Here is a 15,142-nt window from a genome sequence, read left to right as displayed (position 1 = left end):
ATTAATGTTCTGGCGCAGTATCAAAACGCTTTTTGGCGCAAAGCAATAGTGACATTGCACCTAAAGCGGCAAATACCGCTGCCGTCACAAACGTAGCGTAGGCATTGGTACCTTGTGACCATTGCTGTCCGGCCATGTAATTACCAAAAGCACCGCCAAGACCAAATGCAATACTGATGTATACCGCTTGCCCTCGACTCTGGTACGCCTTCGGCAAATATAAGTGGATAAAATGAACAGACACCGCGTGGGTTAACCCAAAACTTAAAGCGTGGATAAGCTGGCTTAACATAATCACTGCCCAATAGTCAGCAAATGCCGCCATGGCATACCACCTAAGCGCAGTAAGTGCGAGACTGGCGAACAATAAGTTCCATACACCAAAGTGACTGATGAGTCGCCGTGCGAGTATAAATATTCCGACCTCTGCAAGCACGCCTAGCGCAATAAAAAAGCCCGTTTGTTGACCGCTGTAGCCTAAGTCACGCATGTACAAGGCAAAAAAGCCATAGTAAGCGCCAAAGCTTATTTGCAAACACGCAGATGCAAAAATAAAGACAGCAAACGGTTTTTGTTTAACAAAAGCCCAGATAGAACCAACGGCGCTCTCATGGGAAACCGTTTGAGCCGGCGCGCGAATAAACAGCGTACTAACAAACAAAAGTGCGAGTACCCCAATGCTGACATGAACAGGCGTTTCTGTTGAAAAACTATCTAAGGCCTTACCCACCATTACCGTCAAACAAATAAAACCAACACTTCCCCATAGTCTTACCTGACCGTAAGTGGCCTTAGTATTGGCGACGCTATTCATGGTGATCACTTCAAGTTGGGGAAGTACCGCCGTCCAGAACATCATCATTAGGCCAAATGACAAGGTCAGCCCCCAAAAGCTGTCAAAATACAGCACTGAACTGAAGGTTAGCACGGTTAGCAAACAACCCAGCCGCATTACACCAATGGCATTGCCAGTTTTATCTGCGACACCAGCCCATAAACCAGGGCCCAAAATACGTGCAAGGGTAATGACCGCAAACAACTCACCGATGTCAGCCGAAGAAAAACCGCGCCCATCTAGAAAGATCCCTAAATACGGAACAAGAACGCCTAGCTGGCCAAAGTAAAGCCAATATGTAATAGCTAAAATAATAAGTGATGAATTAGCACGAAATGCCAATAGAAATCTCCATATACAAAAACGCCATCAACGTTTTAGCATCGCGCTTAGACAAGCGTTAAAACTAGCTAAAAAGTTAATGGCGATGCACCTAGCACATGCCGGTTACCTTTAAGCGCGTTTACTCAAAGGTAACCGACTGAAAATAATCGCTACGCTTTACCTGCGATAGGTGCAGTGGTTGAAGCAATACCCTGATTCTGTGCGCGGTGGCGAAGCAAGTGATCCATCAAAACAAGGGCTAACATCGCCTCTGCAATAGGTACTGCACGAATGCCCACGCACGGGTCGTGACGGCCTTTCGTCACAATATCTATTTCTTCGTTATCTTTATTGATTGTCTTACCGGGTACTGAAATGCTTGATGTTGGCTTAAGCGCCATATGAACTTCAATGTCTTGTCCGGTAGAAATGCCCCCTAGCACACCGCCAGAGTGATTTGATGTAAAACCATCAGGCGTTAGTGTGTCGCGATGCTCACTACCTTTTTGATTAATCACGTCAAACCCATCACCAATTTCTACGCCTTTAACCGCGTTTATTCCCATCATGGCATGAGCAATTTCAGCATCTAAGCGATCAAAAACCGGTTCCCCTAATCCAACAGGCACGTTTTTAGCTACAACTGACACTTTAGCACCAATGCTGTCGCCCGACTTTTTGAGGTCGCGCATGTATTCATCAAGCGCTTCAAGTTTTGATTCATCCGGGCAGAAAAATGGGTTTGTATTTGTGACGTTATGGTCAACCGTTTCAACGGAGATAGGGCCAAGCTGAGATAAGTAACCCAATACCTCAATACCATGCATTTCTTTAAGGTATTTCTTAGCAATACCACCAGCGGCAACCCGAATTGCCGTCTCACGTGCAGAGGAGCGACCACCGCCGCGATAATCGCGACTTCCATACTTTTGGTCGTAAGTGTAGTCTGCATGACCTGGACGGAAGCGGTCTTTAATATTACCGTAGTCTTGGCTGCGCTGGTCTTTATTTTTAATTAAAAGGCCAATACTGGTACCGGTGGTTTTACCTTCAAATACGCCAGATAAAATTTGTACTTCATCATCTTCACGTCGCGCTGTGGTGTAACGAGATGTGCCTGGTTTACGTCTATCAAGGTCAACCTGAAGGTCGTCTTCAGTAATCCTTAAACCTGGGGGGCAACCATCTACTACGCCGCCAATTGCTATACCATGGCTTTCGCCAAATGTGGTTACAGTGAAGAGTTTTCCGAAGCTGTTACCTGACATAATTAACTATTAATCCTTACTACCAAAGTGTTCTACCAGTGTCTCTTTTCGCACAGCAAAAATGCCAGAGCCGCCGTTTTCAAATTCAAGCCAGATAACTTCTAGGCCAGGAAACCGCGTATTCATGTGCACTTCACTATTTCCCACTTCCACAAATAACCACCCACCATCATTGAGGTACGTGGGCGCTTGCTTCAACATTATATCAACGAGTTCAAGGCCATCTTCACCTGCCGCGAGCGCAAGCTCAGGCTCATGGTGATATTCCTCAGGTAAATCCGCCATATCTTCGGCGTCGACATAAGGTGGGTTAGACACAATAAGGTCGTATCGTTGACCTTCTAAACTTGAAAACAAGTCTGATTGAATGGGGTAAACACGGTGACTTAATCCGTGCTCCTGAATATTGATATCCGCCACTTCTAACGCGTCGGTACTGATGTCCACTGCATCAACTTGCGCTTCAGGATAGGCGTGCGCCAACGCAATGGCGATACAGCCCCCGCCCGTGCACATATCGAGGATACTCGAAGGTGCGGTTTCCACAAACGGCGCAAATTCATTTTGAATCAGCTCAGCAAAAGGCGAACGCGGAATAAGTACACGCTCATCAACATAAAATGGCATGCCACAAAACCACGCCTCATTGGTGATATAAGGCAGCGGCATACGGGTTTGTACGCGCTTAAGTACAAGCTCTGCAATTTTCTCGCGTTCACTTTTGGTTAACCGAGATGTCAGTACACTTTCACCGACTTGCTCTAAAATAGGGTGTGGCAAATGCAGCGCCTGCATAACCAAGCTTGTCGCTTCGTCCCATGCATTGTCGGTACCATGACCAAAATACAACGCCGCATCATTAAATCGACTGGTTGCCCATCGTGTCATATCTAACAAAGTATGCAGATCTTCAATGGCTTCTTCTAGGTAAAACTTATCGGTCATGGTGTTTGGGTACATCAACAATTACAAAGCTGGTATCATACTAACATTTAGTGTGTTCGCCCATGTTAATTTGCATATTGATTCATAATGAAAGCGTTTAAAAAAGAACTAAAAGCCTTAAAGAAACAAACTTTAGCTTCTAAACTGAACAATGCGGGTAGTATCGACCGTGTTGAAGAAGAGACCTTTTCATTTGCCGATGCAATGCAAGGCGTAAAACCCCTTCAGCAGGACAAAATTGAACCTGATAAACAAGTCGCGCTATTTAACAAACGCCAACAGGCTTCAACAGCACACCTCACTCATAGCAAACAACTTGCTGCCTCATTTAGTTTTTCAGACATGTATCAGGCTGCTTTGCCGCAAGAAGGACCAATGCGTTATTGCAGAGACGGCGAGTCTTCCCACATTGTTAAGCAACTAAGACGCGGTGATTACTCACCTGAGATGATGCTAGATTTGCATGGTTTAACAAGAGAAATGGCAAAAGCGGAACTGGCAGCACTTATTCACTCTGCTAGAAAATCGTCAATTGACTGTGTAAGCATTATGCATGGTTTCGGGCAAGGCGTTCTTAAAGCCGCCCTGCCACATTACCTTGTACAGCACCCTCACGTAAGAGCATTTCACCAAGCACCACTGGAATACGGCGGACAAGCGGCGCTGTTGGTATTAATTGATATCCCGTTGCAAAATAATAAACGTTAGAAAATTCAATGTAGCAGGTGATAAACGTTTATTTTTCCTCGTCAGCACTATTGTGCATAAACAGGTATGTGTAATACATCATCATGCCAACAATAATACCTATACCTAAAAGTGAGCCCCACACTACTGGGTCTTTAATCATTGTCCACAACATAATCGTTCTCCTCTTTAACTGCATTAATCATAGAGAAAGAACAGCAGCCTAAACCTGATCTAGATCAATGTGCCAAGCGCCAAACACTTCACTGTTGGGCATTGTTGATCTACATCAAATGATAGGTGAAAGTCGTGTTTCAGTTCTGTTCCTAACAAAGTAACCGCAATGCTATTTTTGTATTGGTGTACTAATCCTCTTTTCACTTTTCAGCAATTACCTTCGGCTTAGCAAATTTCTGGTAAATACATTTGACAGATAAAACTTAAACGATTAAGTTTTGATAACGAAATGTTACCAAATTATTAATAACGAGTTTTCAATATGAAAGATTCACTCAAGCCAACAATGAGCTTCTGGCAAATATGGAACATGTGCTTCGGGTTCTTTGGCATCCAATACGGATTTGGTCTGCAACAGGCCAACTTAAGTCCGATCTTTCGTTATCACGGTGCGGCAGAACATGAGCTTCCCATTTTGTGGCTAGCAGGACCAGTTACTGGATTACTTATACAGCCTCTTATTGGCGTGATCAGCGATGGTACTTGGACTCGCTTTGGGCGTCGTAAGCCATTTTTCATGATGGGCGCATTGGTAGGTTCTATTGCTGTTATGTTCATGCCCTACGTACCTGAACTGTGGATGGTTGTTGGGCTATTTTGGATGCTTGATGCTGCCATGAATACCGCGATGGAACCTTACCGCGCCCTTGTTGGTGATAAAGTAAATCACCAGCAAAGACCACTAGCCTACGCGTTACAGACTTTCATGGTGGCAGCAGGGCAAATGCTTGCGGGACTTATGCCGCTGATCATGATTGCATTTGGTGTTTCAATTGAAACTGACGGCAAAGAAATTCCCGAAGTTGTTAAATACTCTTTTATCGCCGGTGTAGTGGTCATACTGATTTCTTCGACATGGTCTTTTTTTACTACCAAGGAGATACCACCAGAAGATATAGCCGCCTTTCGCAAGAACCAGCAGCATAAATCGGTCGGTCACGTTTTCTCAGAGCTATTAAATGCAATGCTAGAAATGCCCAAATCATTAAAAGCAATTTGGTGGGTAAAACTCGCCACATGGTTTGCACTGCCATTAATGTGGCAATACCTCTCATTGTCAATTGCTCGCCACGTTTATAACGCTCCCACACCAGATAGCCCCGGTTTTGTAGAGGGAACGGCACAGGTAGGCATGGCATTTACTATCATGAATATCGCCACTATTGTGATGGCCTTTGTGATTGTTCGCTGCGTGAAACTTATTGGTGATGCCAACACCTACGCGCTTTTTCTTCTAATTGGCGGCGCTGGTTTTTTGTCGATGCAGTTAACTACCGACCTCAATATGACTTTCGTTTGTATGGCGTTGATAGGCGTTGGCTGGTCGGCTGTAATGACGGTGCCCTTTATTATTACTGCTGATGTTACCCCGGCAGCAAGAGTGGGTGTTTACATGGGTTTACTGAACGCCATGATTTGCCTTCCTCAAATTCTTGAAATGGTCACTATCGGCTATGTGTACGATTCTCTACTAGCCAGTGACCCTCGAAACGCACTAGCGTTATCAGGCGTACTATTCATCATAGGTGCTGGCTTAGCACTTCGCATTAATTCCAAGCCAGACCATATAGCCAATCAGGAGAAAGTAGGATGAAACTTAGCACTATCAGCCGTCAATGGTGGAAAGAAGGTGTGGTGTATCAGATATATCCTCGCAGCTTTCAAGACTCAAACGGCGATGGAATTGGTGATCTTAGAGGCATCATTCAGCGACTCGACTATATCGCATCCTTAGGCATAGACATCGTCTGGCTCAACCCTATTTATCAGTCACCTAATTACGATAATGGCTACGACATATCAGATTATCGCAACATAATGGATGACTTTGGCACCATGCGCGACTTCGAAGAAATGCTGGAAGGATTCCATCAACGAGGTATCAAGGTGGTTATGGATCTTGTGGTAAATCACTCAAGCAGCGAGCACGAATGGTTTAAAGCCTCACGGGCTTCACGAGACAATCCTTACCGCGATTATTATCACTGGTGGCCAGCTGAAAAAGGAACTCCACCGGAGCGTTGGTCGTATTTTGATGAAGAAGGCAGCGCGTGGGCGTTCGACGAGCAAACTAATGCGTACTATTTGCACTACTTTGATAAAACGCAGCCGGACTTGAACTGGGAAAACCCAACTGTACGCAGAGAAATTTTCGACATGATGCACTTTTGGTTTAAAAAAGGCATTGATGGGTTCAGGATGGATGTTATTACGTTTATCTCTAAGCACGACGGTTACCCGATATTTGAAGGTGTGCATGGAGATAAAATGATTGACGTATATGCCAGTGGTCCTCGTCTTCATGAATTTTTGCACGAAATGAACCGGGAAGTACTGCAACACTACGACATAATGACGGTCGCAGAAGGACCGGGCACTAATTTGTCGAATATTCACGATCTTGTTGATGAGGACCGACAAGAACTCAATATGAATTACCATTTTGAGCATGTTGAACTCGGTCTAGACGCCCGAAAAATCGTGAATAGCGACCACAAAAATCTTGTCAAGTTTAAGAAAATTATGAGTGACTGGGCAACAGCTTTTGACGAAAAAGGCTGGGGTACCCAATGGCATACAAATCACGATTTTCCTCGTCAAGTCTCATGGTTCGGCGACGATACACCTGAACACCGAGAACAATCCTCAAAGCTGCTTAGTACTTTTCTACTCACTATGCGTGGTACTCCTTATTATTACATGGGAGACGAATTAGCCATGACAAACGCTAAGTTTGAAAGTATCGATGAGTACAATGATTTGATGACAATTAATTGGTACAACCTCACATTGGCCGAAGGTGGTGATGCACAAAAGCTACTTGAGTCACACAAACTAAGTGGTCGGGACAATGCGCGAACGCCATTTCAATGGGATGACTCAACCAACGCGGGTTTTTCAAGCGCAACACCGTGGTTGAAAGTAACCGAAAACTACCCAGAGATTAACGCCGCTGAGCAAGAAACGAGAGATAACTCTCCGCTTAACTACTTCCGCGCGCTTACCAAACTTCGAAAAGACCACCTTTGCTTAGTATATGGTGCGTACGAACTGCTACTTGCAGATCATGAGTGTATTTACGCTTACACAAGAACACTGGATAGTGATGTTATTTTAGTATTGCTGAACTATGCAAGTTCTGCTCAAACTGCGTATTTGCCAAACGAACTGCAACATGGACAAGTTCTTATCAACAATGCTAACACCATTGAGAAAGTTGAAGGAGGCATTCGCCTTCAGCCTTGGCAAGCGATAGTACTAAAAATAAAGTAGCAGGCTTAACTAGCCCTCGTGTAAGAGGGCTAGAAAGGTTTTTATGGCTTAGGCCCAGCCCGCCCCAAGATAACTTTAAATAATCCCAAAATAGTTATTGAAAATAATTATCATTTAGATTATCTTGTAAATGCCTGTTCGACGTTGGGTAAAAAACGGTCTTGGCTTAGCGTCGCTAAGGGATAGACGCCCGTCTATCCCTTATTTTTTTCAAACACGACGCGAACACATAACCCGTCATTTTGTCTATTTTGTATCACCAAATGTCCACGATGCGCATCAGTAATCTCGCGGCATAATGCTAATCCTAATCCACTTCCTGTCGCTTTAGTCGAATAAAATGGCACTAGCGCATTCGCCATTACGCTCTCAGACATACCTTTGCCCTTATCCAACACTTCGATCACGACTTGCGATGTATTCTGTGTAATCACTAATTCCACATCGTCAGGTGCACTCCCCGATTCATGGGCATTTTTTAGCAAGTTAATGAGCAACTGCTCTAATTGGATGGCGTCGGCTTTTAAATCAACGGGTTCTGGCATAGACAACTTAAATGGATACTGCTGCGCTAATTGCGCTAAGACATCATCCCAGCTAATGGTGTCAAATACTGGTACCGGAAGTTTGGCGAATTTGCCGTATCCCTGCACAAATTGGTTTAGGTGGGCAATACGCTCTTCAATAGTGTCAAACACCCGCACCAAACGCGGATCACTATTTTGGTTACTCACTATCTTCCCACTGTGTAGCAGACTAGAGATTGGACCGAGTGAGTTATTGAGCTCATGGCTTATTACGCGAATAACCTTCTTCCAAACCGATACCTCTTGTCGATTCAACTCCCGTGTCATTTGTTTCAAGATAAAGAGCTTATGTGATTGGTTATTCAGTAAGAATGCGCCCTTTGCGATATGCCACGTTTCAACACCTTTGTCTTCAAGCGGTAGTGTAAATAGCCCTTCCTGACGGTTGTTCATCATATCGCCAAGTGCGCTTGGCTTTTGTGTCAAAAGCGTATCAATCGACTCACCTTCTAAGCGATGGGCCGCGTTAAAAAAGTGTCTCGCTTGGTAATTACTAAACACTATTCGATTATCACTATTTATAAGTAACAACACATCAGGAGACGTTTGTAGTACTTTGTCTAACATAAGTTCCCGCTGATGAAGCCACTGCTTTTCTTTTCTTAGCGTTTCTGCAGTTGCGTTGAATAAGGCGCAAAGCTCGCCAAACTCATCAGAAGAGGTACACGCCAACGTTGATGAATACTCACCGTCTTTAAAATTAAGTAGCCCTACATTAAGCGCTTGCAAGTTCTTATCAATGGGCTTTGTAAGTGTGTAAAAACAAAATCCGCTCAACGCAAGTACACCACTTGTAATCAGAATTTTGGTTTCAACTGGCAAAGAAACGAAATACAGCAAAGGCGCAATACCAAGGGCGGTAGATGCCATTGCCGCAGCAATCAGTTTATTTCTAATGGTATTCACGATTTGTAATCTATCGCGTACTTGTCTAAACGACGATAAAGTGCCTGACGAGACAGACCAAAATGTTTAGCGACCTTAGCGATTACGCCATTGTAAGTCACCAAAGCTGCCTCTATTTCTGCTTGTGTTGGCTCTGTTGTATTTGCTCTAGGCGCTGTGTTTTTTGTCTCGCTTGCCAACCCGAATGCGTCTGCACCTAACACGCCTTCAGGGTACAGAATGTCAACTCTACGACAGGCGTTTTCTAACTCTCTTACATTGCCTGGCCACATGTGCTGCGTGATAGCTTGTTGGGCGGTAAGACTCAGTTCCCGACCGGGTAGAAAATGTTTTACCAACGCTAACGCATCATCCCCACGCTCGCACAGAGGAGGAACATTTATCTCGATAACGTTGAGCCGATAAAATAAATCTTCTCGAAATGTGCCTTTCGCAATATCTGCCACAAGATCAGCGTTGGTTGCGGAGATAATCCTCACGGTAGTGCGCTGAGTTTTCACCGAACCCAACTTTTCAAATTCACCGGTTTGTAAGACGCGAAGTAATTTCACCTGACCAGATAGTGGTAAGTTTCCAATTTCATCTAGAAATAAAGTTCCACCATTAGCTGCTTCAAATCTGCCAATTCGGCTTTTATTGGCGCTTGTAAACGCCCCCGCCTCTGCACCGAACAATTCTGCTTCTATGAGCTCTTGAGGTAGTGCACCTGCGTTCACTTTAACGAAAGGCGCCTGATTTAACGGTGACTGTCGCTGAATGAGCTCTGCAATTTTCTCTTTTCCGCTACCATTAGGGCCAGTGATCAAAACTGGTACGTCAGACTTTGCCACTTGAAGTGCCATATCAACAACGCGCTGCATTGCGGCACTATCGTAAACCAGGCCTACACTTTGCGCCGCTTGCTTGGCGGTATCAAATACGTTGGCGTGCTGTTGTAGCGCCTTGTTCTTTGTATTGGCTTGCCCTAACGCGATTAGATTGTTTACTGTCGTCACCAATTTTGTATCGTCCCAAGGTTTTGGGATGTAATCTGCCGCCCCCGCTTTTACAAGTTCGACGGCCTGCTCAAGCTCAGTCCATGCGGTTATCAAGATAATCGGAAGCAATGGATTTAAGCTACGTAGGTCACTAAACAGCACTCTGCCCTCTTCGCCTGACGTAGTATCCGCACTAAAATTCATATCTTGGATCACTAACGCTATAGATTGGTAGTTAACTATTTGAAGTGCCTCTTTAGGCGAGGTGGCAGTGACTATTTGATATCCGTGGATCTCTAGTAGTAGCGACAACGCTTCTAGCACTGCAGTGTTGTCATCTACTATTAAAATCTTCGTCATTGAAATACGTATCCATTCTACTGTTTGTTTTTATTGTCATAAGCGCTGCTTACCCACAATAGGTAAGCAGCAATATTAGCGCATATTAAATACTTCTTGTTGCTATGCTAGGTGAAATGTTTGCGGCACGCATAGCGGGCAAAACTACTGCCAATAAACTCATTATCAGAATACACAAAGCAGTAACCAGCACATACTCTAACTCCAGCGCTTCAATGGAGTAGGCTTGCATTAGTCCTCGACCTAAGAAAATAGCGGCGATGCTACCTATCACTAGGCCTACTGTACATATCATGGCATTTTCAACCAAGAAATAACGCACAATAGCAGATTTTCGTGCACCTAAAGCTCGACGCGTTCCAATTTGTTTAGTGCGTTTGCTGATATTGAATTGGGTCAACCCAAAAATGCCCAGTGCGGTAACCAAAACCAGTATAACCACCAGCACAATTAACATACGCATCATGAGTACGTCAGTAGCATCATAGGCTTCTTTACTCTCATCAAGGCCGTCCACATTGATGATCACGCGCTTGTCATAGGCTGATAACATCTTGTCTTCTATGATCTTCATGATATTAGCACGCTCACTCGCATCGGTTCTTACAAGAAAATGCTGATAACTTTGCGCATTAATATAGGGAATAATACCCGTGGTATTACTATCTTCTGCACGAGGCCATGCACTTTCCATTAAGGCGACAACACCGATTATTTCAAGGGCTCTGCCATCAACGTAAATCGATTTACCCAGTGCAGACTCATCATCAAACATGCTCTTAGCGAGTGCCTGCGAAACGATAATAGTAGTAGGGCCATTGTCGTGATAGCTATCACTAATCATGATTTCCTCAGGCCTGAAATTTCTGCCTTCGATGAGTTCTACACCAAAGGTGTCAAGTGCATGTTCATCGCCGTAGAAGTACATCAAGCGGCCTTCTCTCGATTGCTCTGGAAGGGGTTTTAACCTAATTGAGGTAGACGAGCCACCGCCTGATAGCGGCACGGCCTGGGTAAGTGTGGCGTTAATAACACCCGGAATTTGGCGCAACATGGCCTCGTCTAATTCAGTCTGCTGTCTTAAATCAATGTCCTTTCCGAAGGTCATCACAGTAAAGCTAAAGATCTCTTGCTGAGGATAGCCAGTGTCTTCGCGCAAGTAAGATAAATTATCGTTAATCATAAAGGCCGCATTACTGACAATTGCGGTTGTCAGAGCAATTTGTAAAAACAGTAAAACAGCACCTACTTTGGAGCGCAGCAGCGCGCTAAATATTGGTTTTATATCAAGCATGATACGCCCTCCTATTGGCTCTTAAGGTAAATAGCTGGCTGAGTCTTACACACCAACCACGCAGGGTATAAGCCTGCTATAAAACTCGCGAGTAGTGAGATGGTCGGTGCAGCAAGTAGCATCGACCAATCCATCGTCGCAAGGGCATTGTAATAGTTGTTTGTCGTGCGTACTCCCCACAAACCTAACTGCGCAACAGCAATACCTAACAGACCACCTGCAACACCAATGACAGAGACTTCGACAATGTGCTGCAAAAATATCTGACGCTTGCTCGCGCCGAGTGCACGCCTTACCCCCACTTCAGGTGCTCTTTTCAAAAACTTCGCTAACAGAAGCCCAAGAATATTTGCTACACAAACCATTAAGAACATAAAACTAAGTGCGACGAGAATACGATTATCTTCAGATACCACTTCGGTATATTCCATCCACTCATTAACGTTGCGTAGCTTGTATTCTAAATTGTCACGTTGAAAGCGCCCCCGGGCTTTCTGGTCTTCCATGTAAGCCATTAAAAACTGGCCATAAGCCTCTTTTTGTTGTTCGTTCTCCAACAATACCCAAAATTGTGTCCAGAGCTTTTCAGAGGCCAGCAAATCTTGATACCCTCTCATCGCTTCTTGTTTCCAGCCGTTCATGTTGCCCCACGTGCCAACTTCTTCTAGTGGCGCTATGGTGAATGGAATGTAAATCGACTCTGATGAGTTAAAAGCACCGTTGTTTACATCATAGTACTTTACATGGTGGTCCCAATTTTCAGTTACCCCCACAATCCGATAGCTCTTGTTATCTAGGAATATTTCCTTGCCGACAGAGTTCTCTCCATTGAAAAAACGGTCGTTAATCTCCTTAGTGATAACGGCAACATAAGGTTTGTTCTCTTGCGCGTCACGCGACCAAGCTTGACCATAGATGAAAGGCCTATCAAAAATGTCAAAAAACTCTCTATTGACGAGTCGCGCCGGTTCCATGCGAGGCTTAACATCTGGCGTATTAAGGTGCACTGAAAACCCGCTGCGAAAGCTAGGGCTGCTCAGTACATCAATGTCCGCGTTATAAAGGTTTGTGGCATCTTGGTAAGTCAGCTGGCGAGGCAAGTTGTCAGAAGAATTCCATTCATTGCCCTCATCCATTAACTGCAATTGTGGGTAATGAATTTTGCTACTCTTGTGAGGAATTGGATCCATTGACATCATGTGGAACACTGACAGACTCGTCATGGTAATGCCAATTCCAATGGCGATTGCAAATACCATCAAGAAACTAATGATGGGCGTACTCTTAATGCTCCGCCAGCTTAAATCAATATAGTGAAGTAGCATATTACACCCCAGCCGCTTTCAAGCGTTCAATATCACCAACCGATGCAGAATCAGGGTTGCCTTGATATAGCGTAAAATCCGCCAGCTGCCCATCAACCACTTGAATGTTACGAGGTGCTCTACGCGCTAGTTCTGGGTCGTGCGTCACCATAACGATAGTTGCGCCATTGCGGTTAATCTCTTCGAGTAACTCCATAACCTGACGAGCCATCAAGGTATCTAGATTACCGGTAGGTTCATCGGCAAGCAAAAAGCGAGGATTACCTGCAAGTGCTCTAGCAATGGCAACGCGCTGTTGTTGGCCACCTGAAAGCTGCTGTGGAAGGTGTTTAGCTCGGCTCGCGAGTCCAACTTGCTCCAAGCATTCATCAATTCTGCGTTTTCTCTCTTTCGACGACACACCACGATAACGTAAGGGTACTTCGACGTTTTCAAAGATATTGAGGTCGGGAATTAGGTTAAAGCCTTGGAAGATAAAACCAATTTTTTGATTACGCAAATCAGCTCGTTGATTGTCAGACAATCCTCCCACATCAATGCCATCAAGGGTATATTGCCCTGAGGTGAAGGGCTCTAATAAACCTGCCATGTTGAGGAACGTAGTTTTACCTGAACCGGACGGGCCAGTAACTGCAATAAATTCACCTTCGTTTACTTCAAGCGAAAAATCTCTTAATGCATGGGTTTGAACACTGTCCGTTTGATACACCTTGCTAATGTTGTGCATTTTTAACATTTTATTATTCCTTGTCTTATCGAAGTAGCACCGAAGGCGCCTGTTTAAATTTGTCGTAGTTTGATGTAATGATTTGATCGCCTTCTTGAAGGCCTTCAAGAATCTCCACTTCACGCATACTGGTAGCACCTATTTGAATAGCCACTTTTTCTGCGATATCTCCGCGTACGATATAAGCGGTATGCCCACCAGATTGAAGAAAGCTACCTCGTGCCACTTTCAGCACATCACTTTTGTTTTCTAATAAAATACGCGCTGACACTTGTTGATTCTGACGGATAGATTGCACACTGTTTTCAGGAAAACGAACACGGGCAGTAACTTGGCGCTCGACGACTTCAGGCGATATAGACACTAGCTTGCCCAGTACAGTTTCTCCGCCCATGGTTAGCTCTACATCCATTCCAATACCGAGTTCGCCAGCATAACTTTCTGCTACATTGAGTTGTGCTTCATAGGCAGACAAGTCAACTAGCGTCATCAGCAGTTCATTTTTGGCCACCAGCGCATTTGGCTGAATAAGCACATTACCCACAATGCCAGAAACGCTTGCTCTTATGCGTAAGTTAGCCAATTGACGCTCAAGCTCTTTTACAATGAGAGCTTGCCTTGCAACTTTGTCTTCACTGGTTTTAAGCTCAAAGGCTAAGGTATCCGCCGCTAGCGCTATTTCACCCATGGCGTGTTTGTGTGTAACCCGGGCGCGTGCTAAATCGTCTTGCGCTTTTTCAAAATCAATTTGGCTGATGAGATGATTCTCAATTGATAACGCCGCACGCTTGTCTTCGCGTATAGCGGCATCAAGTTCGACTTTGGCCAAATCAGCTTGCTTATTTAGCAGAAGTGTTTGACGTCTGACATCAAGCTCCTGACGAGCTAGATCACTTTGTAAACTGGCGAGTACCAACTGTTCTTGCTTCAATGTACTTTGCAACTCCGGAGAGTCCACAACTGCTATGGTGTCACCTGCCTTGATAAAATCACCTGGCATAACATTGAGCATGACATAGCCTTGCTCTGGGCTATAAACTTGAGGGGCATTTGCGGCGATGATTTTGCCCGTGGTAATGATATCGCGCACCAAATCACCTTTAGAAACGGTGTGCACTTTTAACGACTCTTTAGCTAATGAAACATCAGCCGTCGGCGCAGACAGTAGCATGTACCCCAATACACCCGCTGCAACGACCCCACCCAATGACAGAATCCAATTCTTTTTATGTGTTTTGCGCTGTACAACGCTATCTTGGTTGCTTGTATCTTTAATCATCGAGTTTCCCTACCGAATAGCGTTTCTATGTTGGCCAGCACTATGCTGAATACACAGACCAACAAGGGTGCAGAAATATAATGAAGTAACATCATAATGGCCTTGATTCCTTAGTGGC

Annotated in this window: 13 protein-coding genes; 3 read left to right on the top strand and 10 right to left on the bottom strand. The window is 44.6% G+C overall.

Annotated features, from left to right (window positions below):
* Window position 1: 1 nt before the first annotated feature.
* The 3 genes from OZ660_RS05915 to prmB form a co-directional block, all read right to left on the bottom strand.
* The gene (locus OZ660_RS05915) at window positions 2-1,177 is read right to left on the bottom strand and encodes an MFS transporter (RefSeq protein WP_274742877.1); all 1,176 of its coding nucleotides are present in this window, start codon (window positions 1,175-1,177) and stop codon (window positions 2-4) included.
* Window positions 1,178-1,329: 152 nt separating this feature from the next.
* Window positions 1,330-2,427 (bottom strand): chorismate synthase, encoded by a 1,098-nt coding sequence (gene aroC, locus OZ660_RS05910; RefSeq protein WP_274742876.1) that lies wholly within the window; start codon window positions 2,425-2,427, stop codon window positions 1,330-1,332.
* A gap of 9 nt (window positions 2,428-2,436) precedes the next feature.
* Window positions 2,437-3,372, bottom strand: coding sequence for a 50S ribosomal protein L3 N(5)-glutamine methyltransferase (gene prmB / locus OZ660_RS05905; RefSeq protein WP_159623268.1), 936 nt, complete (start codon window positions 3,370-3,372; stop codon window positions 2,437-2,439).
* 87 nt (window positions 3,373-3,459) lie between these two features.
* Here prmB and smrB point away from each other — a divergent pair, with 87 nt between their 5' ends.
* Entirely contained in the window at window positions 3,460-4,080 is a 621-nt protein-coding gene (gene smrB / locus OZ660_RS05900; RefSeq protein ID WP_274742875.1) for an endonuclease SmrB, read from the top strand.
* 28 nt (window positions 4,081-4,108) lie between these two features.
* Here the strand turns inward: smrB and OZ660_RS05895 are convergent, their stop codons facing one another.
* The gene (locus OZ660_RS05895) at window positions 4,109-4,234 is read right to left on the bottom strand and encodes a DUF3149 domain-containing protein (protein ID WP_159623272.1); all 126 of its coding nucleotides are present in this window, start codon (window positions 4,232-4,234) and stop codon (window positions 4,109-4,111) included.
* A gap of 324 nt (window positions 4,235-4,558) precedes the next feature.
* Here OZ660_RS05895 and OZ660_RS05890 point away from each other — a divergent pair, with 324 nt between their 5' ends.
* Together OZ660_RS05890 and OZ660_RS05885 are read left to right on the top strand one after the other, a co-directional pair.
* Window positions 4,559-5,890 carry an MFS transporter gene (locus tag OZ660_RS05890; protein WP_202264393.1) on the top strand — a complete coding sequence of 444 codons (1,332 nt, stop codon included), beginning with the start codon at window positions 4,559-4,561 and terminating at the stop codon, window positions 5,888-5,890.
* On the top strand, window positions 5,887-7,569 hold the full coding sequence (locus OZ660_RS05885; RefSeq protein WP_274742874.1) for a glycoside hydrolase family 13 protein: 1,683 nt from the start codon (window positions 5,887-5,889) through the stop codon (window positions 7,567-7,569). The genes OZ660_RS05890 and OZ660_RS05885 overlap by 4 nt, the downstream gene beginning before the upstream one ends.
* A gap of 194 nt (window positions 7,570-7,763) precedes the next feature.
* On the opposite strand, the gene OZ660_RS05880 is transcribed toward OZ660_RS05885, so the two are convergent.
* The 6 genes from OZ660_RS05880 to OZ660_RS05855 form a co-directional block, all read right to left on the bottom strand.
* Window positions 7,764-9,026, bottom strand: a complete 1,263-nt coding sequence (locus OZ660_RS05880) for a sensor histidine kinase (RefSeq protein WP_446698969.1) — start codon at window positions 9,024-9,026, stop codon at window positions 7,764-7,766.
* Window positions 9,027-9,058: 32 nt separating this feature from the next.
* Window positions 9,059-10,399 (bottom strand): sigma-54-dependent transcriptional regulator, encoded by a 1,341-nt coding sequence (locus tag OZ660_RS05875; protein ID WP_274742872.1) that lies wholly within the window; start codon window positions 10,397-10,399, stop codon window positions 9,059-9,061.
* A gap of 85 nt (window positions 10,400-10,484) precedes the next feature.
* Window positions 10,485-11,693 (bottom strand): ABC transporter permease, encoded by a 1,209-nt coding sequence (locus tag OZ660_RS05870; protein ID WP_274742871.1) that lies wholly within the window; start codon window positions 11,691-11,693, stop codon window positions 10,485-10,487.
* Window positions 11,694-11,704: 11 nt separating this feature from the next.
* A complete protein-coding gene (locus OZ660_RS05865; RefSeq protein WP_202264386.1) occupies window positions 11,705-13,018 on the bottom strand; it encodes an ABC transporter permease in 1,314 nt (437 codons plus the stop codon).
* 1 nt (window position 13,019) lies between these two features.
* The gene (locus OZ660_RS05860) at window positions 13,020-13,754 is read right to left on the bottom strand and encodes an ABC transporter ATP-binding protein (protein WP_274742870.1); all 735 of its coding nucleotides are present in this window, start codon (window positions 13,752-13,754) and stop codon (window positions 13,020-13,022) included.
* Between the two features lie 16 nt (window positions 13,755-13,770).
* Window positions 13,771-15,024 (bottom strand): efflux RND transporter periplasmic adaptor subunit, encoded by a 1,254-nt coding sequence (locus OZ660_RS05855; protein WP_274742869.1) that lies wholly within the window; start codon window positions 15,022-15,024, stop codon window positions 13,771-13,773.
* Window positions 15,025-15,142 lie beyond the last annotated feature (118 nt).

This window comes from Alteromonas sp. 009811495 (assembly GCF_028865455.1).
In the GTDB taxonomy this organism is placed as follows: Bacteria; Pseudomonadota; Gammaproteobacteria; order Enterobacterales; family Alteromonadaceae; genus Alteromonas.
The sequence above is the reverse complement of the archived record's forward strand: the minus strand, read 5'-3'. Positions and strand labels throughout refer to the sequence as shown.

What these genes read in the sequence shown, in the direction of transcription:
- OZ660_RS05885 (WP_274742874.1), top strand. Translation starts at nt 5,887, where the DNA reads ATGAAACTTAGCACTATCAGCCGTCAATGGTGGAAAGAAGGTGTGGTG.
- OZ660_RS05865 (WP_202264386.1), bottom strand. Translation starts at nt 13,018, where the DNA reads ATGCTACTTCACTATATTGATTTAAGCTGGCGGAGCATTAAGAGTACG.
- aroC (WP_274742876.1), bottom strand. Translation starts at nt 2,427, where the DNA reads ATGTCAGGTAACAGCTTCGGAAAACTCTTCACTGTAACCACATTTGGC.
- OZ660_RS05855 (WP_274742869.1), bottom strand. Translation starts at nt 15,024, where the DNA reads ATGATTAAAGATACAAGCAACCAAGATAGCGTTGTACAGCGCAAAACA.
- OZ660_RS05860 (WP_274742870.1), bottom strand. Translation starts at nt 13,754, where the DNA reads ATGTTAAAAATGCACAACATTAGCAAGGTGTATCAAACGGACAGTGTT.
- OZ660_RS05880 (WP_446698969.1), bottom strand. Translation starts at nt 9,026, where the DNA reads ATGGCATCTACCGCCCTTGGTATTGCGCCTTTGCTGTATTTCGTTTCT.
- OZ660_RS05895 (WP_159623272.1), bottom strand. Translation starts at nt 4,234, where the DNA reads ATGTTGTGGACAATGATTAAAGACCCAGTAGTGTGGGGCTCACTTTTA.
- prmB (WP_159623268.1), bottom strand. Translation starts at nt 3,372, where the DNA reads ATGACCGATAAGTTTTACCTAGAAGAAGCCATTGAAGATCTGCATACT.
- OZ660_RS05890 (WP_202264393.1), top strand. Translation starts at nt 4,559, where the DNA reads ATGAAAGATTCACTCAAGCCAACAATGAGCTTCTGGCAAATATGGAAC.
- OZ660_RS05870 (WP_274742871.1), bottom strand. Translation starts at nt 11,693, where the DNA reads ATGCTTGATATAAAACCAATATTTAGCGCGCTGCTGCGCTCCAAAGTA.
- smrB (WP_274742875.1), top strand. Translation starts at nt 3,460, where the DNA reads ATGAAAGCGTTTAAAAAAGAACTAAAAGCCTTAAAGAAACAAACTTTA.
- OZ660_RS05875 (WP_274742872.1), bottom strand. Translation starts at nt 10,399, where the DNA reads ATGACGAAGATTTTAATAGTAGATGACAACACTGCAGTGCTAGAAGCG.